This window comes from Methylophilus sp. 14, from assembly GCF_015354345.1.
Classification (GTDB): domain Bacteria; phylum Pseudomonadota; class Gammaproteobacteria; order Burkholderiales; family Methylophilaceae; genus Methylophilus.
Window position 1 is genome coordinate 44,010 of the sequence record NZ_JADKYS010000005.1, and the last position, 19,981, is coordinate 63,990.

Consider the following 19,981-nt stretch of genomic DNA (forward strand, 5'->3'; position numbering starts at 1 on the left):
TTAATAGCGCAGGCTTGAAAAGCTGTCATACACCGGCAACATCACCGCGGCCATTAAAAACAACAACATCATGCCCAGTGTGATGGTAAGTGCAGGCTCAAGCAACCGCAATAACATCTGCAGTTGTGACTGCACCTCCCGGTCATAAACCATTGCCAGCTGAAACAACATGCGATCTAGCGCACCCGTTGTTTCACCGACACTTAACATACGCAACATCAGGGGTGGGAACTGCTGGGTGGCGGCAAATCCTGCCGTCAGGCTTTCCCCGGCCTGAACGCGCTGATACACCTCCGCCAGCGCCTGCTCCATGACGCGCTGTTGCAATAAAGGCTGGCACCAGGCCAAGGCTTGTAATAAAGGGATTCCCGTCTGATACATCAAGCCAAGAAAGCGACAAAGCCTGGCCAACACCAGTTGATGCACCAACCGCCCAACCACCGGCAACCGCAACAGTTGTTGGTCCAGAAAAAAGGCAAAGACCGGTGAACGGTGTATCGCCAGCGTGAATACAGTCACCATGGCGATGATGCCTAGCAACAACCATCCACCATAAGCCATCATTCCATCAGACAGTGCCAGCAATAGGCGGGTAGACCAAGGCAGTGCCTGGCCCAGACTTTGTAAGAAACTGGCCATTTGCGGCACCAGAAAAGTCAACATGACATAGGCAGCAATTGCCACCATGACACATAACACCGCCGGGTAAGTCAGCCCACGACGGACTTGTGACCGCAGCTCGGCCTGCCACGATAATGTACGTGTCAAATGCCCGAAAATTTCGGGTAACTGGCCAGTACGCTCACCCGCATCAATCAACTGCCCCAGCAAAGGCGGAAAAACTTTGGGTTGCGCTTGCAACGCTTGCGACAATAACTTGCCAGCTTCAAGATCACGTTGTACGGTGCGCAATGCCGCCTTCATGCCTTGATGTTCGTTTTGTTCAGCAAGATCGGCAAGCGCCTGCAACAATGGCACACCTGCTTGCAGTAATTGCTCCATTTGCACACAAAATAAAATCAGCGTCTGCGTATTGACCCTGGGTTGCCGCCACAACCATGGCTGGCCCATCCTGAAAGTCAGCAACTCCAGGCCCTGTTGCTGCAAACTCACCGTGAGCATCTGCTCATTGGGCAGCTCCAGCACCCCACGGTGCCGTTGGCCATATTGGTCTATAGCGGTATAGCGATAACTGGTCATGGGCTAGCCACTTCGGTCTCAAGCGCACTTAAATCGACAACCCGGCGCAGCTCCTGCACACTGGTCTCCCCCGCGTTAACCAGTTGCAGCCCCTCCTCCGCCAGGGTTGTATAGCCATGCAGCCGCGCCTGTTGCTGTACTTGCGACATGACCATGGGTTGTGCCAGCATGGCATGCATCTCGGCATGCATGGTCAACACCTCCATAATGACCAACCTGCCGTGATAGCCACTCATGCGGCAATGCACGCACCCTTCTGCCTCGAACACAGGCCGCGACCAGGTCTGTACTGGCGCGCAGGTGTGGCGCAACAACTGCTCCAGCGCACGATCAGCCACCGTTTGGCGCTTGCAGTGACGACATAAACGTCTTAGCAAGCGTTGCGCAATCACCCCTACCAGACAACCCGCCATCATATGCGGGCTGACGCCCAGATCTTGCAGCCGCGAAAAAGCGGCGGTTGCACTATTGGTATGCAAGGTAGTCATCACCAAATGGCCTGTCATTGCCGCCCTCACGGCCATGGCCGCGGTAGACTCATCGCGGACTTCGCCGATCAGGATGATGTCAGGATCCTGCCGTAAAATGGCCCGGATACCATTGATGAAATCGACTTTGTTTGCCGCATTGACCGAGGTCTGCCGCATAAGCGAATGTGGATACTCGACCGGGTCTTCCAGCGTCATGATATTGACGTGCTCATGATTAAGGTAACCCAGCATGGAGTACAAGGTGGTGGTTTTCCCGCTGCCCGTCGGGCCCGTTAAAATCAGCAAGCCTTCCGGCTTTTCCAGCATGTTTTTGACACGCTGCAATTGTGGCGCGCGCAAGCCCATGGACGCCAGCGGGATAATCGCCTTGTCGCGGTCCAATACCCGCAATACAAGATTTTCACCATGCAATGTCGGGTGGCTGGACACCCTGAAATCAATTTGCCGCCCACATAAAAACATATTGACCCGGCCATCCTGTGGCGTGCGCTGCTCGGCAATATCCATCCCGGCCAATATCTTTAGCCGTACACACATGGCAGGCCAATAGCGGTCATGCAGGCAGCGAATCTGCCATAACACACCATCGATACGGTAACGTATCCTCAGAAAAGCATGCTCAGGCTCAAAATGGATATCCGACGCGCCTTGTTTGACTGCATCAATCAACACGGCATTGACCAGCCTGATGACTGGCCGGGATGCCTGCTGCGCGGCGAGCGAGGCTGGCGCGTTACCCTCCTGCTCAATTTCACGCAAGAGACTGTCCAACAACAAGCTATGCCCATAACACTTATCCAGCGCCTGCTCCAAATGTGCTTCCGTTGCCAATACCGATTTGAGCTGTATGCTGCCACCCAACGTATGCCGCAGCGCATCTAACACCAGCATATGATTGTGACCAGACAAGGCCACACGCATGACTTGCTTGTCTGCGGACAAATCCAGCGGTAACAATTTATGCTGGCGGGCAAAAGCTTCCGGCACCAGCGCCAGCGCTTCGGGATCCACAATCACCTGCTGTAAATCAATGCTTTCCTGCGCGTGATGCTGCGCCAACACATCCCGTATCATGGCGTCTGTGACAAAATGCAGCCTGACTAACTGCTGCCCTAACAGAAGCTGGTGTTTTTGTTGCTCAATTAAAGCGATCTCCAGTTGATCTGCGGTAATCATGCCTTTTGCCAACATCCACTCTCCAAGACGGCTTTTGTCTGCGGCGGCCAACATGCTCACTCCTCCAACTGCATTAAAAACAGGTCGTCATCGGGCGCATAATCCGGGATCTCACTACGGAGTCTGCTTAAGTAGTCTTCACGCTGCTGAATCTCACCGCGCTGACTGGTGACAACGAGCATGCCCGCCAGGGCAATCACTTGATGCGGATCTTGCTGCAACACCCGCTCAAACGAGTCACTTGCCTGCGCCAATTGGCCTGAAAGCAGTTGTTGTACCGCTATATTGAGTGCTGGTTTTAGGCTGGCGTGTAATTGCGGCAGCGTTTGAATATGCAATGCCAGATGCAGTGGTTGCGTAGCAGGCTTGGCTGCTGGCTGCACCATCTGGGCCTCAGGTGCATGAAGGCTGACGTCTTTAGAAGAATGCGCGCCCACGGGTTTAAATCTAAATAGACTGGGCAATTGATTGGATAGGGCGATCTTTGCCAATACGGGGACTTGGGGTGGGTTAAACCCGCTGACCGATTGGCTCAAGCCAGTAGGTCTTTTTGCGGCCAAGCCATCGTCACCACCAAACCAGAAGTGATAGCCAGCGGGCCAGAGCAGACTACTCATCAACACCACACAAGCCCATAACAAGTAACTTAATCCTACCTCAACGCGCTTGAGGTCTGTGTGTATCAATGCGTTGCGGTAAGCATTCAGGGCTGCGCGCCTTGGCACCTGCCACGAAACCAGCGACCGCATGCAACGATGAAAGGCTGGTTTCATGAGGGCTCCCCCACATTGATTTCAAAGGCATCAGCAGGTAACTCATCAGGCAATAAAGGTTGAAACGATTGCAAATCCCCCGACCGCACATCGGCTCGCCCGATAACAGTCGGCCTGAGAAACACAATCAACTCCGTCTTTTTCGCTGCCTGATTTTTGCCGGTAAACACTTGCCCCAGTACTGGCAACCTGGACACACCAGGCACGCGGTCGGTGAATTCGCGTTGATCCTCCTGCATCAGGCCGCCCAGCACAGCAATATTGCCACTGGCAATATTCAGCACAGACTCCATTTCACGCACCTGTATTTCAGGAATGCTGCTGACAATCCGTGTACTGCCGCTGCCTAATTGCGGATTGGGGTCTTCGATATACCGCAACACTTTGGACACCGTGGGGCGTACATTCAGGTTCACCCGCTGATGGCTGTTAATTTGTGCGGTAACAGCCATCACCAGCCCTACCGGGACGGTATTGGCAGTGGTGGTGACTGCCTGTAAGTTGCTGCCGCTATTGCTGCTGCTTTGGGAAATTTGCGATTGAATCGTGAAATACACCAGGTTATCGACGACCTTGAGAATCGCAGTCTGGTTATTGAGCACCATTAATTTAGGGCTGGATAACACGCGTGTTTTGCCAAATTGCTCAAGCAAGGTCACGCTGGCGCTTAAATTACCCAGACGACTAAACGGATTAAAGTAACCGAGCATGAATGCCACGCTGCCATTATTCTGGCCTAGTGCATTTTTGCTGTTATTACTTTCCCAGCTACCTGCGGCGCGATTGAACTGTGCCGCATCACTGCCTAGCGATTGCGCCAACTGCCATCCGCGCTGCTGCGCAGAGGCTGACAACCGGCTCCAGTCTATGCCCATCTGAAAACTTTTACCCAGCTCAACTTCTACAATCGTGGCCTCAATAAGCACTTGCCTGGCCGCCACTTGCATCACTGACTCCAGGTAAGCCCTGACTTGTGCCTGCTGGCTTTGTGACGCCCGGATCGTCAGAATACCGGTTTCAGGATTGGCAATCAGCCTCGAAGCATGCCAGCGGACATGTGCCTGTTTTATTTTTTCCAAGGCAACCGGTGTAGTGACCGATGGCTGCGCTGACACTTCACCAGCATGTTGAGAGGCTTGCATGCTGGTGGCCGAGTCGGCCGCTGGTGCGGGGATATCCAAACGTGACGCAGCCCCCTCCAGCACTTCATCACGGGCCGTGCTGGCCTTATCCGTTTCCTCTAACAGCGCCTGTATATTCTCGACAACGCTTTCCCACAAGTGATAACGCGATTGCGAAGTCACCGCCGTTCTTGAGCTATTGCTGTTACCTCCCTGCGCCAAGACCGCTTGTGAACCACTGCCATTACCCGCTGCGGCCCGGCCAGCGCTATTGATTTCACTGGCGACCCCTATATAGCCAGTGGTGTCTCGACTCATATTGACATAATTCAATTTATAGCTGCGAATGACGGGCATGTCTGGCGTAATCAACCACACACCATGCGACCATTCGTAATACATATCCAACTGCTTGGACATGCGCGCCAGGATAGATGGCACCGACTGCTGGATCGCATGCAGGCTCACCTTGCCGCGCAAGCCTGGGTGCACATCAATATTCAAACCGCTTTCGCGCGCAATGGCCAGCAACACCTCCTGCACAGGCGCATCATGCACAACCAGGTTAATCAATAAGGTGGGGGTCGCTGATTTTAAGGGCGGCGTGATCGCGCGCGTAGATTCGATCTCGGAGATATCGACTTCAGGATAAACGGCAACAGGACTGGTTTCTGCCGGGAGACTGTCTGGCAAATGCAACGTGGAGTGTGTAGACGCATCCAGCGGCTGCCGTATACATGCAGCGAGCCAAACACAACACAGCAGGATGATAGCAAAGCGCATCAACGTCCCCCGTTACGAATATGACATTTTTTAACACATATTAATTAATATTAATAATGAATGTCAAATACTCATGCGGAAAAACGCATCCCACTGACGAGATTGTCAGTCGGCGGACACTATTTTAGTGCCCATGCTACTCAATCAGCCCATGCTACTCAATCAGCCCATGCTACTCAATCAGCCCATGCTACCCAATCAGCCCATGCTACCCAATCAGCAAGTGAAAAACTAAAACAACTCGATTTCGCCGGTAATCATGCTGTCCTTGAGCAGGCCTTGCGCGATCAGCGTTTCATAGTAGCAAATTTGATTTCTACCATGCTCTTTGGCGTAATACAAAGCCTCATCCGCATGCTCAAGCACGGTGTTCGGCAACACATTCAGTGCCATTTTTGAGCAGCCGATACTGATGGTCACCTGCCCTACTTGCGGGAACGCATACGCGGCTAACGCCTCTTTAAACCGATCGAGCAATACGACGATGTCATTTTCTTCGGCACAGGAAAATACGCCGACAAACTCTTCGCCACCAAAACGGAACAGCAAGTCACCATCCCGGAAAGCTTCTTGCATCAAACGGGATAACAACAGCAGTACTTCGTCACCAATTAAATGGCCGTAGGTGTCGTTAATCCGTTTGAAAAAATCAATATCGAAAATCACCAGGTAGTGGTGCAAGGGGAATCGGTATTCCGGCTTATAGTCATTAAGCAGGATTTTGCCTACGCATTGATCAAATGTTTTCCGATTGAGCAGGCCGGTTAAGGCATCGCGTTCGTTTTCAATAATCAACCCGGCGTAGTGCTGGAACATCTGCAAGCATTGTTCCACCAGATCGATCTCTTCCGTCGAAAGCGCTTCGTGCTGGATCAGCAGGATGGCATTTTTGTGGGAAATACTTTGTTTGAGTGGGAACACATGCAGCTTGCCGCTGGCGGTATCAAAACAGGCATGCTGACGATGCTCTTGATTCAAATAACCCAATAGCATGGTATACACTTCTGGCGGCCAGGCTTCAAAGGTTGGGTCTGTGCTGGACTCCTGGGTATCCATCACGGAGACCAGTTGCCGTTTGGACAACACCTGCATCCTGACCGGCTGTGCCTGGGTCGCAAACACGGACATCCAGTGCTGCATTAATGAAAGCAACGCCGGATCAAGTGCAAGGCTCTCCCTGACCTTGGTCAGGTCAATCAGGCTTTGCATAAATTTTTTCAAACTCAAAGGTGTATTCATGTTCGCGACAATTGTTTTTTCGAACACTTTAGCAAAAGCATGGCGTTGACCTATTGGTAAACAGAGCCAATTTAAGCAACCATTTTTGAATTTAAGACAGAAGAGAATAAGAATGGGGTGGCTAATGGGGCTCGAACCCACGACAACCGGAATCACAATCCGGGGCTCTACCAACTGAGCTATAGCCACCACTGGGAAAGATTTTGGCCTGCCCGACAGGAATCGAACCTGTAACCCCCAGCTTAGAAGGCTGGTGCTCTATCCAGTTGAGCTACGAGCAGATAAAGTAGTTACATGCCGATCAGGCAATCCAGAGAAAACTGGTCGGCGTGGAGAGATTCGAACTCCCGACATCCTGCTCCCAAAGCAGGCGCGCTACCAGACTACGCTACACGCCGAAGACGGAAATATAACCGATTTTCTGATTTCGTGTCAATGTCGATGTGATAAAATTCTATTTTTTACGACAAATATTTTGTTCATGAGCGCTCATATTATTGATGGCAAGCAAATTGCCGGTCAACTGCTAGAAGATATTAAAGCCAATATCGATCAACGTGTGCAGGCCGGAAAACGTGCGCCCTGCCTCGCGGTGATTTTAGTAGGCGATGATCCTGCTTCTGCTATTTATGTGCGCAACAAACGCCTGGCTTGCGAAAAAACAGGTATCGTTTCAGTCGCACACAACTTACCCTCCAGCACATCTCAAGAGGAATTGTTTGCGCTGATTAGGCAGTTGAATGCGGACAATGGAACGGATGGCATTCTGGTGCAATCGCCATTGCCACACCATATAGATGAAACAGAAATCCTGGCCCTGATTGATCCAGCCAAAGATGTCGATGGTTTTCACCCTTACAACATTGGCCGCCTGGCGGTACGCCAGCCCTTGCTGCGCTCCTGCACACCTTATGGTGTGATCAAAATGCTGCAAGCCAGCGGCATCGCTCTCAAGGGCCTGGATGCCGTAGTGGTGGGCGTCTCCAATCATGTCGGCCGCCCCATGGGTCTGGAGTTGCTATTGGCCGGTTGCACCGTGACCAGTTGCCACCGCCACACCAAAGACCTGGCTGCGCATATTGGCCGCGCCGACTTAATTGTGGCCGCAGCGGGCAAAGCCGGCCTGATCAAAGGGGAATGGATTAAACCTGGCGCGATTGTGGTCGATATTGGTATTAACCGCTTGCCGGATGGCAAGATTACCGGCGACGTGGATTTTGCCGTTGCCAGCCAGCGCGCCAGCCATATTACCCCGGTGCCAGGTGGCGTTGGCCCGATGACCGTCGCCACCTTAATGGAAAACACATTAAAAGCGCTGGAACTGCGCGAGCAAGTCTAGCCGCTGCCAGTTTAACGCCCATAAAAGAAACTTTGCATGGTGGTTAAACTGGTGTACACTCGCGCGATTGTTGATTGACGTAATGCAGTAAACCACGCCTTTTTTGGCAATAACTATTCAGTAGTTTCGTTGTTTGGAACCATCATGGCAGATACCGTTAACAAATCCTTCACCCCTTACCAGCCAGCCGCCGGTGAGGAATACATGAACAAAAAGCAGCAGGATCACTTCCGCAAAATCCTGAATGACTGGAAATCCGAACTGAGTCACGATATTGACCGTACCGTGCATACCATGCAGGACGAAGTGACCAGCTTTGCTGACCCGAATGACCGCGCCAGCCAAGAGTCTGACATGGCGTTGGAATTGCGTAACCGCGACCGCGAACGCAAACTGATCAAGAAAATTGACGAGACCCTGCGCAATATTGACAGCGGTGATTATGGCTACTGCGAAGGTTGCGGCATTGAAATCGGCCTCAAACGCCTGGAAGCCCGCCCGACGGCCACTTTATGCATCGACTGCAAAACACTGGACGAAATGCGCGAGAAACAAGTCGCAAAATAATCTTGGCAAGCAATGCATCATAAAAAAGGCTGCAGTATTGCAGCCTTTTTTATTGCCTCCAGCGTTACCAGCTTTCTTCCACAGCAAACAAGCGTCGGTGCTCCCGAATCGCATAGCGGTCCGTCATGCCAGCCACATAGTCAGCGACGGCACGCGCCTGATTCTGCTTGGCAGCTAATTGATACTCATCCGGCATCAGGGCAGGATTATCCATAAACGCCGTAAACAATTCTTCAATAATGCGGCGCGCCTTGGCGCTCATGCGATTGACACGATAGTGCTGGTAAAGATGCTTGCGCAAAAACTGCTTGAGCTCCAGGTTTTTTTCATCCAGCGCCTGGCTAAAGCCAACCAGATAGTCAGGCGTCTTACGCACATCGTCAATACTGGCCGGATTCAAAGCGGCAATGGCCTGCTGGCTTTGCTGGCATAAATCGACCACCAGCACATTGATCATGCGGCGTATGGTTTCATGCACCAGCCGTTTTTCTTCTATGTCACCATACAGTTTTTTGACTTCGGCCATGTTTTCGGCAAATAGCTGGATACCGGACAACTGTTGAATCGTAATCAAGCCTGAGCGAAGACCGTCGTCTACATCATGATTGTTATAAGCGATTTCATCGGCAAAATTGGTGACTTGCGCCTCCAGGCTGGGTGATTCGCCGCGTAAAAAACGCTCGCCGACATCACCTAGCATCTGTGCATTTTTGCGTGAGCAATGCTTGAGGATGCCTTCACGCACTTCAAAAGTCAGGTTCAGGCCATCAAAACTGGCATAGCGGTTTTCCAGCACATCTACGACGCGCAAGGACTGCAGGTTATGTTCAAACCCACCGTAGTCGCGCATGCAATGATTGAGTGCATCTTGCCCGGCGTGACCAAATGGCGTGTGACCAAGGTCGTGCGCCAGCGCAATCGCTTCGGCCAGGTCCTCATGCAGCCCCAGTGTACGTGCAATCCCCCGGGTGAGTTGTGCCACCTCGATACTATGGGTGAGCCGGGTGCGGAACAGGTCGCCTTCATGATTGACGAACACCTGTGTTTTATACTCCAGGCGGCGGAAAGCCGTGGAGTGGATAATACGGTCGCGGTCGCGCTGAAACACATTGCGCAACGGTGACTCTTGCTCACCGACCTTGCGGCCTCGCGTCTGTTCAGGATGGGCGGCAAACCGGGCTAAGGTCATGTCGAGTCTCTGTGCTTACACCGTGAGCGACAGCGTCTGTTTTAATTTATCAGCGTCATAATCTGCCGTCATCACCGCCTTGCCAATATCCTGCTGCAAGATCAGCCGGATACGGCCATCGGACACTTTTTTGTCCAACTGCATCAGGCGCAGATACTCGTCTGCACCCAGGTCTGGGGCGTCTATGGGCAACTTTGCTGCCTGCATAATGGTTTTAATGCGGGCAATTTGCGCCGCATTGAGCCAGCCCATGCGCTGCGACAGATCTGCCGCCATCACCGTACCTGTCGCCACGGCTTCCCCGTGCAGCCAAACCCCGTAACCCATGGCATTCTCAATGGCATGGCCGAAAGTATGGCCCAGGTTGAGCAAAGCACGCTCGCCCTGTTCGTGCTCATCAGCCACCACCACCTCAGCCTTATTCTGGCACGAGCGATAGATCGCATAGCTGGCAACGGCGGTGTCCAACGCCATCAGGGCGGACATATTGGTTTCCAGCCAGTCAAAAAAGTCTGCATCGCGAATCAGGCCATATTTGATCACTTCGGCGATCCCGGCTGACAACTCGCGTTGTGGCAATGTTTTCAAGGTATCAATGTCAGCCAACACCAGTTTGGGCTGATAGAACGCACCTATCATGTTTTTGCCCAGTGGATGGTTGATGCCGGTTTTACCACCGACGCTGGAATCCACTTGTGACAACAAGGTCGTCGGCACCTGGATAAACGGCACGCCTCGCAAATAGGTGGCCGCGGCATAGCCGGTCAAATCTCCAACCACACCACCGCCCAGGGCGATTAGAGTGGTATTCCGCTCACAGCGATTTTGCAGCAAATGATCATAGATGATTTGCAAGGTCTGGTTATTTTTGTGCGCTTCACCATCCGGCAGAATAATTTCAATCACGCTAACACCCGCGTCGCGCAAGGGCTGCGCAATCGCCTGCATATATAACGGCGCTACCGTGGTGTTACTGACAATGGCCACTTGCTTGCGTTTGAGGTAGGGTAAAATAAGCTCTGCCTGCCCCAGCAGGCCACTGCCGATATGAATAGGATAGCTACGGTCAGCCAGGCTGACGGTTAAGGTTTGCATGATGGCTCCACCGCATTGAGGGCGTTTTCAATTTTTTGGATAATCACCGACACTGGCTGATGTCCGGTATCAACAATCAGGTGTGCAGTTTCGGTATAAAGTGGATTGCGTGCGTGAAACAACTGCTCCAGCTTGGCTTTCACATCCACATTTTGCAGTAAAGGACGGTTTTTATCGTTGCGCGTGCGCAGATACAACTCATTGACGTTGGCGCGCAGATAAATCACATAGCCATAACGTCTGAGAATGTCTCGGTTCTCCGGCGCGATAATCGCGCCCCCGCCAGTAGCGAGCACAATATTATCCTGCTGCGCAAACTCTTCCAGGGTCAAGGTTTCGCGCTTGCGGAAGCCAGCTTCCCCTTCTAACTCAAAAATAGTCGGAATCTTGACGCCGGTGCGCTGTTCAATCACATGATCCGTGTCGTAGAAGGTCTTGCCCAGACTTTTGGCAATCAATTTGCCAACCGTGGTCTTGCCTGCCCCCATCAAACCGATCAAAAATATGTTGTTTGGTATTTGCGCACCCATAAAAAAGCCCAACTGTTTCAGTTGGGCATTTTAAGGCAAAGCCTGTCGGCTGTCAGTAATCGCGCACGTTTGTGTACGCTAATTAGTTCAAGGCCAGTGTTTCATCCATCACTTTAGGGGTGATAAAAATCAGCAACTCGGTTTTATCTTCTTGCTTGGTGTTGCGTTTAAACGCGTAACCGACCACAGGCAAGTCACCAAAGAAAGGTACTTTGTCGGTCGATTTGCGAGAAACCTGCTCGTAAATCCCACCCAATACCACGGTCTCGCCGTTGCCAACGAGGACCTGCGTTTGTACGTTTTGCGTATTAATCGCCACACCACCGGGCAAGGTTTCACCACGACTGTCTTTGCGTACATCCAGATCCATAATAATTTTCTGGTCTGGCGTAATTTGCGGGGTCACCTCCAAACTGAGCTCAGCCTTTTTAAAGCTGACTGCAGTTGCACCACTGCTGGTGGCACTTTGGTAAGGAATCTCCACCCCCTGCGCAATACGCGCTTTCTGCTGGTTGGCCGTGGTCACGCGCGGACTGGAAATCACCTTACCACGTGAATCTGCTTCCAAAGCGGATAATTCAAGGTTCAGCAATAAATTGGCCGACAACTTGAGCAAACTCAGCGCAATACCGCCATAAGCGTTGGTCACTGGCAGGTTGGACATCAAATCAGGCTGGCCATTGGAGCTAACGGTGTAGTTACCCAGCGTCGCACTCTGTACGGTCCCCCCTTGCGTACCCAGTGTATAAGTCCCAGTACCGCCTGCCGTTGTCGGTGCAGTATAGGCAGTGGCTTTGTTGCCTAGCGAACCACCGATAGACAGATTGGTATTGCTCCCTGGTGTCCCAGTTTGCGAAATACCAAAGCGTGCACCCAAGGCTTTAGAGAAGGTATTGGAAGCGATCACCATACGCGACTCGATCATGACCTGTTTCACCGGCACGTCCACCTTGTTAATGATGGTCTGAATTTCGTCCAGTTTTCTTGGCGTATCCTGCACAAAAATGGTATTGGTGCGCGCATCAAATGTCACGCTACCACGTTGCGACAGAATGCGGTTCATACGACCAGCCGATGCGCCACCTGACGAACCGGTAGACGTGCCAGACGTCGAGCCACCTGAACCACTGGTGCCGCCGCCAAGCAGCATATTCCTGAAGTCCACCGCCTTCTGGTATTTCAATGAAAATACTTCTGTACGCAAGGTTTCCAGCGTCTCGCGCTCCGCCTCAGCCGTGAGCTGCGCTTTCTCTTTGGCGGCAAACTCTTCTGCTGGCGCAATCGAAATCACACTACCATTGACACGCATGTCCAGGCCTTTGCTTTTCATGATCACATCCAGCGCCTGGTCCCATGGCACATCTTTCAGGCCGATGGTTACGCTGCCAGACACTGAGTCGCTGACGACGATGTTCTTACCGGTGAAGTCAGCAATCACTTTCAATACATCCCTGACGTCTACACGTTGGAAGTTCAGAGACAATTTTTCACCCGCATAGCCTTGCTTGGAGCCTTGGATGAGTTTGTTAGGGTCTTTTGCCAATGGGCGGATATCGACTACCAGGCGCTTATCGGTCTGGTATGCAGACTGCTCCCAATCCCCTTGCGGCTCAATCACGACTTGTGCCTGGTTGTGATGCCGTAACGCATCCACATACAACACAGGCGTATTAAAGTTGATCACATTCAGGCGGCGTTGCAAGGCTTCTGGCAGTTCAGTATCGGCAAAATCGATTACCACCGTTTTCCCCGCATTGCGCACATTGACGCCCACACGGTTATCCGACAAATCCACCAAAATACGGCCTTCACCATTTTTGCCACGCACAAAGTCTATCTTCTGGATTTTGTGGCCAGCAGACACTTCCTGCTCAGAAAAGCGCTTGGCGGCCACAGCCGCAACAGGTACCTCAGCGCCTTCTTGCGTCAGGCCCACCAGCAAGGTTTGCTCCTGCAACTGTAATTGATGCTGGACCGGCTTGGATAAATTTAATACAACACGGCTGCGATCACTCGCCTGTGCAACCTGTACTGACTTCAATACTCCCTGATTCACCGGCAACACATTTTTACCGGTAGCGTTGACGGTATTGGGAATATCAAACACGATTCTGGGCGGATTACTCAAGATGAAACTGACCGGTGCTGCCGCCAATGGCTGCGACAGTTGCAGTTGCACATCCAGGCGCCCTCCCGGCTGCGCTGTGACATCTACCGCCTGCAACTGGTTACTGGCCGCGGGCACCTCCGCCGCCATGCCAACACCCTGTAGCGCCAGCGCCACAGACAAGAATGCCACCCTGGCCATAAAATAGCTTAAATTTTTCATCATTGATGTTCCTGCAGTTCCAATGTTGTCATTTGCTCAGACCACTCACCGCTCCCAGGGTCTTGAATCGTCTCTTTGATTTTTAATTCATACTTCAATGTCTGACGGTTTTCTGTCAGTGCCGTAATGACGCCAAACTTCTCCCCTAGGTGCGAGCCAGGTTTGACCTGATACACCAGGTTATCCGGGGTCTGGATAGTGGCAAACATGCTGTTCTTTTTGCTTAATACGCCGACAAACTTGAGGTTCTCTAGCGGATAGGCTTCCAATGGCTCCTTGCGTCGCGTCAGGTCAGGCTGGTTAGTGTTCTGCACTGCCGCTTTGCGGGGCACAAACGGATCATGCAGCGTGCTATCCGCGTTATATTGCTTGGGGGCAAACCCTTGCACTTGAGGCAACGGCTCTACCGGTGCCCCCATGGTCTGGCTGGCCTCTTCCATAAAGCGGGTCAAATCGTCATCTTGTGATGAGCCGCATGCGGACAGCAATAGCGTTGGAATCAGGGCAATTAAGTAGTGGTTACGCATCATTTCTTCCCTGCCTTACTCTCCTGAGCCTTACGTGCAGCCACCTCTTCTGCATCCAGGTAACGGTAAGTTTTTGCCACGGCCTCCATCACCAGCATATCCTTGTGCGGCTGCTTATCCTCTTTACCGGCAGGCTGTATCTGCAAATTGTGTAGAGTCACGATACGTGACAGTTTGGCCACCTCTGTCACAAAAGCCCCCAGCTCGTGGTAATGCCCCAACACCTTGATATTGATGGGCTTCTCGGCATAAAACTCGGCAAAAATTTCCGGCATCGGCACAAAGCCTTCAAACGATAAGCCCTGGCTCAAGCCAGCCTGGTTAATATCGGTCAGCAAGCCATCCATTTCAGATTTGTCCGGCAACTGCTTGAGCAGGGTGCCAAAGGTGCGTTGGATATCAACGACCTGTTGCTCATAGGCTTTAATTTTGACTGCCTGTACTTTTTTAGCCAGGTATTCGTCACGCAGACCCTGCTCTTTTTCTTGTTCGGCTTTCAATGCCTTCAGGTTAGGGCTGAGCAAAAACACGTAGCCCAATACCAGCAATGCACCAGCCAAAATCGCCAGCAACACGGCTTTCATCGGTAGCGGTAAATTACCGGCCGTTTTTAAGTCAATATTATTAAAATCTGAAAGTTGCATTCTCGCTTATCCTTTGGCCCCGGCAGGCTTATGTTTAGCGGGGTCCTCTTTGGCAGTTTCGCGTTTTAAAGATACCCGCAACACAAACTCATATTCTTTGATACCCAGTGCATTGGTGTTGGCCTTGATTTCAACCAGATTAGGGTTGTGCATAATCGGCGAAGCGCCAAGGTTATGAACCAGCGTGGCAATCCTGGCATTGGTGTCAGCCACGCCCTTGAGTTCAATCTCATCTTCCAGTTGTTTGACGCTCTTGAGAAACACGCCTTCTGGCAACTGCCTGGCTAACTCATCCAGAATCGATACTGCCTGGTTACGGTCACTCTGCAAGCCCTCGACAATTTGCTTGCGCTCCAGCACATGTTTAATCTGCTCTTTCAAATTGCCGATGATGGCAATTTCCTTGTCCAGGCGCGCCATCTCATCCTGCAGGCGCTGGTTACGTGCCTGCTGCGCATCCATTTTGCTATGAATATAGCTCCAGCTCACAAACAGGATGGCCGCAGCGGCAATGGCCACCAGCGACGCCATAAGCCCAAACTCGCGCTGGCGCTCGGCACGCTTGATTTGACGGTGAGGTAACAGGTTAACTTTAATCATGCATCCACTCCCCGCAGGGCGAGGCCACAGGCAATCATCAGTGCTGGCGCATCTGTTTCAAGCTGTGAAGACTTGATCTTGTTTGCCAGCGCCATCCCCTTGAAAGCATTGGCCACCAGCGTATGCACACCAGTTTTCTCTTCTATCAATGGCGCTAGGCCTTCGGTCGCCGAAACGCCACCGGCCAGCAACACATGGTCGACCTTGTTATATTGGGTAGAGTTGGTGAAAAAGGACACGGCACGCGCCGCCTCACCCGCCAGGTTTTGCAGGAAAGGTTGCAATACCTCAGCCTCATAAGACTCAGGCAAGCCGCCCTGACGCTTGGCGATTTCACTCTCTTCAGGCGACAGACCAAACCGGCGCTGGATCTCCTGTGACAGCATGGCGCCACCAAAGGCTTGCTCCCGAGCATAAATCGACTGTGTACCGACCATGACATTGACATGGGTCACATGCGCACCGATATCCAGAATCATGGTGACGGTCTTTTTGCTGTGTTGCGGCAACTGTTTGAGAATCTGACGATAGGCAGTTTCGGTAGCATAGGCATCCACGTCCATAATGCTCACCTTCAGGCCAGCTTCCTCTGCCACGGCAACCCGGTCATCAATTTTTTCTTTCTTGGCCGCCACAATCAACACTTCAACTTCATCCGTGCTTTTGCCCATAGGACCCAGCACCTGAAAATCGAGGTTCATTTCTTCAAGCGGGAAAGGAATATACTGATTGGCTTCTGACTCCACCTGCAACTCCAGGTCTTCGTCACGCATGCCAGCTGGCATGATCACACGTTTGGAAATCACCGCGGCTGTTGGCAATGCCAGCACCACCTGTCGCGCGCGCGATCCCAGCAAACGCCAAGCCGAACGCATGGTGTCAGCCACCAGCGCCAAATCGTTAATATTGCCATCACTGATGACCCCTTTAGGCAGGGTCACATTGGCATAGCCATCCAGTCGGAATTGTTGTTTGCCCACGGCGCTCAGTTCCACCATTTTGATGGCGGTTGCGCTGACATCTACACCAATAAAACTGGTTTTTTTGCGTTGTAAAAAGCCCAGACTCAACTGTATTGCCCTTTTTTAATATTTGGATGCTCGTTAGCTTATGCATCAACCATGCCAACTCACACCATTTCATGGCGACAAGCAAATTCCCGGCCTTAATGGTAGCCAGAAGAATGCTGATTATTTACATGATTCCATAATTAACTGCCATTGAATTGGCAAAAAAAGATTACAATTCATGGGTAATTCTCACGATGGCAGCAAGACGCATGAACTCAAGAAACTGGTTGCAGTCCCTTCTTTTTCTTTCCATTACCGGCAGCTTGATCGTCGCCGCCCTGCTGGTGCTGATGATCAGCATCCTCTATCCGTCACTGCCTTCACTGGATGCCCTTACGGATTACCATCCGAAATTACCGTTGCGCATTTACGATGCCGAAGGTGGCCTGATTGCCGAGTTTGGCCAGGAACGCCGCGCCTTTGTGCCGATTGAGCAAACGCCCAAAGTCATGAAAGACGCGATCCTGGCCATTGAAGACCGTCGCTTTTACCAGCACAACGGTATTGATACCACCGGCATCTTGCGCGCCATCCGCAACAATCTGACCGGCCGCGGCCATGAGGGCGCCAGCACCATCACCATGCAGGTGGCTAAAAACTTCTTCAGCAACCCGGATACACCACGTAATATCTGGACCAAGATTAAAGAAGCCATGCTGGCGATCAAAATTGAGAACGCCATCAGCAAAGACAAGATTCTTGAGCTTTACCTGAACCAGATTTATCTGGGCGAGCGCGCTTATGGCTTTGCCACGGCATCCAAAACCTATTACGACAAAGACCTGAAGCAACTCAACCTGGCGGAGGCCGCCTTGCTGGCTGGCCTGCCAAAAGCACCGAGCAAATACGACCCTTATATTCACCCGGACTTCGCCATCAAGCGCCAGCATGAAGTGCTGCGCGACATGCACCGCTACGGTATGATCAGCGACCGCGAATTTGAGCAGGCGATGAACACGCCGCTCAAGTTCCAGTCGTCGAGACGACAAGTGCAAGCCCTGGGCGGCGAATACGTGGCTGAGATTGTGCGGGCGACTTTGTATAAACGTTATGGCGAAAAAGCGTATACCAGTGGCCTGCGTGTTTACACCACCATCAATAACAAACACCAGGCAGCGGCGAACACCGCCGTGATCCAGGGCATGATCAATTTTGAATTGCGCCATGGATTCCGTGGTGCCGAGCAGATTATTTCGCTACCAGCAGGCAAACTGACCGCTAGCGGTGCCAGCGAACTGTTGCGGGATTTTGTCACTTATAACCAGTTTGTGCCCGCCTTGGTCACCAAGGTTGAGCCCAACCTGCTCACTTTGGTGACCAAGCGTGGCACCGTGCTCAAATTGCAGGACAAAGCCATTTTGCTGGTGAAAAACCATATGCCACCCGCCAAACGCACGCCATTGTCGCTGGTGCCTGGTGCGGTGATCCGGGTTTACCAGCAGAATGACGGCTGGTCAGTGGTGCAATTGCCAGAGGTGGAAAGCGGTTTTATGGCACTCAATCCGGAAACCGGGCAGGTACAGGCCCTGATCGGCGGTTTCAGTTTCCAGCGCAACAAATACAATCATGTGACGCAAGGCCGCCGCCAGCCGGGCTCCAGCTTCAAGCCATTTATCTACTCGGCCGCACTCGAAAAAGGCTATAGCCCGGCCAGTGTGTTTGAAGATGCGCCTATCAGCTTCACCTCTACCGAAACAGGTAGCAATAGCAGTTGGGAGCCACGTAACTACGATGAGAAATACGCAGGCCCGATGCGCTTGCGCGAAGCCCTGGCACAATCAAAAAACACCATTTCCATCCGCCTGATGAATGCTATTGGTGCCCGCTATGCCCAAGACTACCTGCGCAGATTCGGCTTTGACCCCAAAGATCATCCGGCTTACCTGTCTACTGCGCTAGGTGCAGGCTCTTCCTCAGTCTGGCAAATGGCAGCCGCCTACGCCACCTTCGCCAACAGCGGTTACCAGGTACACCCTTACCTGATTGAAAAGATTATCGACAGCCGCGGCAAGGTGATTCAAGCCGTGCAGGCAGGCAAACATGTGTCGCAACAACGTGTAATCGACCAGCGTAACGCCTTTATCATCACTACCATGCTGCAAGATGTGGTGCGCGACGGTACGGCCAGGGCCGCGCTGTCATTACGCCGCCCGGACATCGCCGGTAAAACCGGTACCACCAATGACCAGTTTGATGCCTGGTTTGCGGGTTATCATCCGAAAGAAGTGGCAGTGGCCTGGGTCGGTTATGACAATCCGCACAACCTGGGGCGTGGTGAGACTGGCGGCCGTGCCGCATTACCCATCTGGATCAATTACATGCAACAAACCCTGACCGGCTTGCCTATCTACCAATACAAAGTGCCTGACGGGGTCTTGCAGTTGAAGGTCGATGCATACACTGGTGCGCAAGTGGGTGAAGATGACCCTGGCATTTATGAATACTTCTACGAAGAGCATTTGCCGCAATCACAGCCAGAAAACCTGCCAGGCTTGTTTGACCCAGAGGCAGAGCATGCGCCAGAGGACAACGAGCCGTCTTTTCTGGAGCGTCTGATTGGCGATCATAGCGGTGGCAACAATGAGGACAAAAAGCTGCAGGTAAACCCGGCGGCAAAGTTACTCAGCCCCAATTAGAAACGAATTCAACTTAAAGCCTGATGCGATGTTTGACGACTTTTCAAGTGATCTAAGGCAAGAAATAGCACAGTCCGCCGCACGCCTGATGTTTGAGGAAGGCATTAGCGACTATGGCCGCGCCAAGCGCAAAGCGGTCAAGCTCATGGGCATACAACAGGATGCACCACTGCCGACCAATGCTGAGATTGACTCCGCGTTGCGCGAGTATCACGCGCTCTATGCTGATGAAAACGATGCCGCGCACCTGCTGGAGTTGCGGCAAGCCGCCTTGCACACCATGCAGTTACTCAAAAAATTTAACCCGCACCTGATTGGCTCGGTGATGGAGGGCACGGCAGGCCCTTACGCAGACACCGATATCCACGTGTTTGCTGAAAGTGGTAAAGAACTGGAGATTTACCTGCTCAACCAGAATGTGCCTTACCGGCTGGATGAACAGCAATTCCGCATGTCTGACCGTCCTGGCAAGCAAAAACATGACCTGGTCCGCAAACGGGTGCCGGTGTTACTGGTGGAAACGCGCTTTGGCACGCAACGCATCAGTGTGTTTGAAACCGATGATATCCGCACCGCACCGCGTAAAAATGGCGAAAAGGCTGGCATACACCGCATGAACCTGCTGCAACTGACCGAAGCCCTCTCCCCGGGTAAATCCGGCAGTGAATAATC

Annotated in this window: 17 protein-coding genes and 3 tRNA genes; 4 read left to right on the top strand and 16 right to left on the bottom strand. The window is 52.2% G+C overall.

Features of this window, described 5'->3' with window-relative positions; translation table 11 throughout:
• From INP78_RS11900 to INP78_RS11935, 8 genes are all read right to left on the bottom strand, one after another.
• Window positions 1-1,200: a type II secretion system F family protein gene (locus INP78_RS11900; RefSeq protein WP_194742423.1), complete on the bottom strand. Its 1,200-nt coding sequence runs from the start codon at window positions 1,198-1,200 to the stop codon at window positions 1-3.
• Window positions 1,197-2,921 carry a GspE/PulE family protein gene (locus INP78_RS11905; protein WP_194742424.1) on the bottom strand — a complete coding sequence of 575 codons (1,725 nt, stop codon included), beginning with the start codon at window positions 2,919-2,921 and terminating at the stop codon, window positions 1,197-1,199. The genes INP78_RS11900 and INP78_RS11905 overlap by 4 nt, the downstream gene beginning before the upstream one ends.
• 2 nt (window positions 2,922-2,923) lie before the next feature.
• A complete protein-coding gene (locus INP78_RS11910) occupies window positions 2,924-3,640 on the bottom strand; it encodes a hypothetical protein (RefSeq protein WP_228522858.1) in 717 nt (238 codons plus the stop codon).
• The gene (locus tag INP78_RS11915; RefSeq protein WP_228522859.1) at window positions 3,637-5,544 is read right to left on the bottom strand and encodes a pilus (MSHA type) biogenesis protein MshL; all 1,908 of its coding nucleotides are present in this window, start codon (window positions 5,542-5,544) and stop codon (window positions 3,637-3,639) included. Before INP78_RS11915 ends, INP78_RS11910 begins: the two co-directional genes overlap by 4 nt.
• Window positions 5,545-5,775: 231 nt before the next feature.
• Complete coding sequence (locus tag INP78_RS11920; RefSeq protein ID WP_194742425.1) at window positions 5,776-6,771, bottom strand: GGDEF domain-containing protein; 996 nt, start codon at window positions 6,769-6,771, stop codon at window positions 5,776-5,778.
• Between the two features lie 125 nt (window positions 6,772-6,896).
• Window positions 6,897-6,972 (bottom strand) — tRNA-His (locus tag INP78_RS11925).
• 15 nt (window positions 6,973-6,987) lie between these two features.
• Window positions 6,988-7,064, bottom strand: a tRNA-Arg gene (locus INP78_RS11930).
• A 40-nt stretch (window positions 7,065-7,104) separates the two neighbouring features.
• Window positions 7,105-7,181 (bottom strand) — tRNA-Pro (locus INP78_RS11935).
• 83 nt (window positions 7,182-7,264) lie between these two features.
• On the opposite strand from INP78_RS11935, the gene folD reads away from it, so the two are divergent.
• Together folD and dksA are read left to right on the top strand one after the other, a co-directional pair.
• On the top strand, window positions 7,265-8,122 hold the full coding sequence (gene folD, locus INP78_RS11940; protein ID WP_194742426.1) for a bifunctional methylenetetrahydrofolate dehydrogenase/methenyltetrahydrofolate cyclohydrolase FolD: 858 nt from the start codon (window positions 7,265-7,267) through the stop codon (window positions 8,120-8,122).
• Between the two features lie 144 nt (window positions 8,123-8,266).
• Window positions 8,267-8,689, top strand: a complete 423-nt coding sequence (dksA, locus tag INP78_RS11945; protein WP_019880976.1) for an RNA polymerase-binding protein DksA — start codon at window positions 8,267-8,269, stop codon at window positions 8,687-8,689.
• A gap of 64 nt (window positions 8,690-8,753) precedes the next feature.
• Here the strand turns inward: dksA and INP78_RS11950 are convergent, their stop codons facing one another.
• The 8 genes from INP78_RS11950 to INP78_RS11985 form a co-directional block, all read right to left on the bottom strand.
• Window positions 8,754-9,878, bottom strand: a complete 1,125-nt coding sequence (locus INP78_RS11950; protein ID WP_194742427.1) for a deoxyguanosinetriphosphate triphosphohydrolase — start codon at window positions 9,876-9,878, stop codon at window positions 8,754-8,756.
• Window positions 9,879-9,893: 15 nt separating this feature from the next.
• Window positions 9,894-10,973, bottom strand: coding sequence for a 3-dehydroquinate synthase (gene aroB / locus INP78_RS11955; RefSeq protein WP_194742428.1), 1,080 nt, complete (start codon window positions 10,971-10,973; stop codon window positions 9,894-9,896).
• On the bottom strand, window positions 10,961-11,503 hold the full coding sequence (locus INP78_RS11960) for a shikimate kinase (RefSeq protein ID WP_194742429.1): 543 nt from the start codon (window positions 11,501-11,503) through the stop codon (window positions 10,961-10,963). The genes aroB and INP78_RS11960 overlap by 13 nt, the downstream gene beginning before the upstream one ends.
• 82 nt (window positions 11,504-11,585) lie before the next feature.
• Window positions 11,586-13,835, bottom strand: coding sequence for a type IV pilus secretin family protein (gene pilQ / locus INP78_RS11965; RefSeq protein WP_194742430.1), 2,250 nt, complete (start codon window positions 13,833-13,835; stop codon window positions 11,586-11,588).
• Window positions 13,832-14,362, bottom strand: coding sequence for a pilus assembly protein PilP (locus tag INP78_RS11970; RefSeq protein WP_194742431.1), 531 nt, complete (start codon window positions 14,360-14,362; stop codon window positions 13,832-13,834). Before INP78_RS11970 ends, pilQ begins: the two co-directional genes overlap by 4 nt.
• Window positions 14,359-15,003, bottom strand: a complete 645-nt coding sequence (locus tag INP78_RS11975) for a type 4a pilus biogenesis protein PilO (protein WP_194742432.1) — start codon at window positions 15,001-15,003, stop codon at window positions 14,359-14,361. Before INP78_RS11975 ends, INP78_RS11970 begins: the two co-directional genes overlap by 4 nt.
• A 6-nt stretch (window positions 15,004-15,009) precedes the next feature.
• Window positions 15,010-15,603 (bottom strand): PilN domain-containing protein, encoded by a 594-nt coding sequence (locus tag INP78_RS11980; protein WP_194742433.1) that lies wholly within the window; start codon window positions 15,601-15,603, stop codon window positions 15,010-15,012.
• Entirely contained in the window at window positions 15,600-16,673 is a 1,074-nt protein-coding gene (locus tag INP78_RS11985; RefSeq protein WP_194742434.1) for a pilus assembly protein PilM, read from the bottom strand. The genes INP78_RS11980 and INP78_RS11985 overlap by 4 nt, the downstream gene beginning before the upstream one ends.
• A 209-nt stretch (window positions 16,674-16,882) precedes the next feature.
• On the opposite strand from INP78_RS11985, the gene INP78_RS11990 reads away from it, so the two are divergent.
• Both INP78_RS11990 and INP78_RS11995 read left to right on the top strand, forming a co-directional pair.
• On the top strand, window positions 16,883-19,309 hold the full coding sequence (locus tag INP78_RS11990) for a penicillin-binding protein 1A (RefSeq protein WP_194742435.1): 2,427 nt from the start codon (window positions 16,883-16,885) through the stop codon (window positions 19,307-19,309).
• Window positions 19,310-19,337: 28 nt separating this feature from the next.
• Window positions 19,338-19,979 carry a hypothetical protein gene (locus INP78_RS11995; protein WP_194742436.1) on the top strand — a complete coding sequence of 214 codons (642 nt, stop codon included), beginning with the start codon at window positions 19,338-19,340 and terminating at the stop codon, window positions 19,977-19,979.
• Window positions 19,980-19,981: the final 2 nt, after the last annotated feature.

Excerpts from the sequence above, each read along its gene's own strand:
- INP78_RS11910 (WP_228522858.1), bottom strand. The coding sequence starts at position 3,640 with ATGAAACCAGCCTTTCATCGTTGCATGCGGTCGCTGGTTTCGTGGCAG.
- INP78_RS11970 (WP_194742431.1), bottom strand. The coding sequence starts at position 14,362 with ATGATGCGTAACCACTACTTAATTGCCCTGATTCCAACGCTATTGCTG.
- INP78_RS11975 (WP_194742432.1), bottom strand. The coding sequence starts at position 15,003 with ATGCAACTTTCAGATTTTAATAATATTGACTTAAAAACGGCCGGTAAT.
- dksA (WP_019880976.1), top strand. The coding sequence starts at position 8,267 with ATGGCAGATACCGTTAACAAATCCTTCACCCCTTACCAGCCAGCCGCC.
- INP78_RS11900 (WP_194742423.1), bottom strand. The coding sequence starts at position 1,200 with ATGACCAGTTATCGCTATACCGCTATAGACCAATATGGCCAACGGCAC.
- pilQ (WP_194742430.1), bottom strand. The coding sequence starts at position 13,835 with ATGATGAAAAATTTAAGCTATTTTATGGCCAGGGTGGCATTCTTGTCT.
- INP78_RS11905 (WP_194742424.1), bottom strand. The coding sequence starts at position 2,921 with ATGTTGGCCGCCGCAGACAAAAGCCGTCTTGGAGAGTGGATGTTGGCA.
- INP78_RS11950 (WP_194742427.1), bottom strand. The coding sequence starts at position 9,878 with ATGACCTTAGCCCGGTTTGCCGCCCATCCTGAACAGACGCGAGGCCGC.
- INP78_RS11980 (WP_194742433.1), bottom strand. The coding sequence starts at position 15,603 with ATGATTAAAGTTAACCTGTTACCTCACCGTCAAATCAAGCGTGCCGAG.
- INP78_RS11995 (WP_194742436.1), top strand. The coding sequence starts at position 19,338 with ATGTTTGACGACTTTTCAAGTGATCTAAGGCAAGAAATAGCACAGTCC.
- folD (WP_194742426.1), top strand. The coding sequence starts at position 7,265 with ATGAGCGCTCATATTATTGATGGCAAGCAAATTGCCGGTCAACTGCTA.
- aroB (WP_194742428.1), bottom strand. The coding sequence starts at position 10,973 with ATGCAAACCTTAACCGTCAGCCTGGCTGACCGTAGCTATCCTATTCAT.
- INP78_RS11990 (WP_194742435.1), top strand. The coding sequence starts at position 16,883 with ATGAACTCAAGAAACTGGTTGCAGTCCCTTCTTTTTCTTTCCATTACC.
- INP78_RS11915 (WP_228522859.1), bottom strand. The coding sequence starts at position 5,544 with ATGCGCTTTGCTATCATCCTGCTGTGTTGTGTTTGGCTCGCTGCATGT.
- INP78_RS11960 (WP_194742429.1), bottom strand. The coding sequence starts at position 11,503 with ATGGGTGCGCAAATACCAAACAACATATTTTTGATCGGTTTGATGGGG.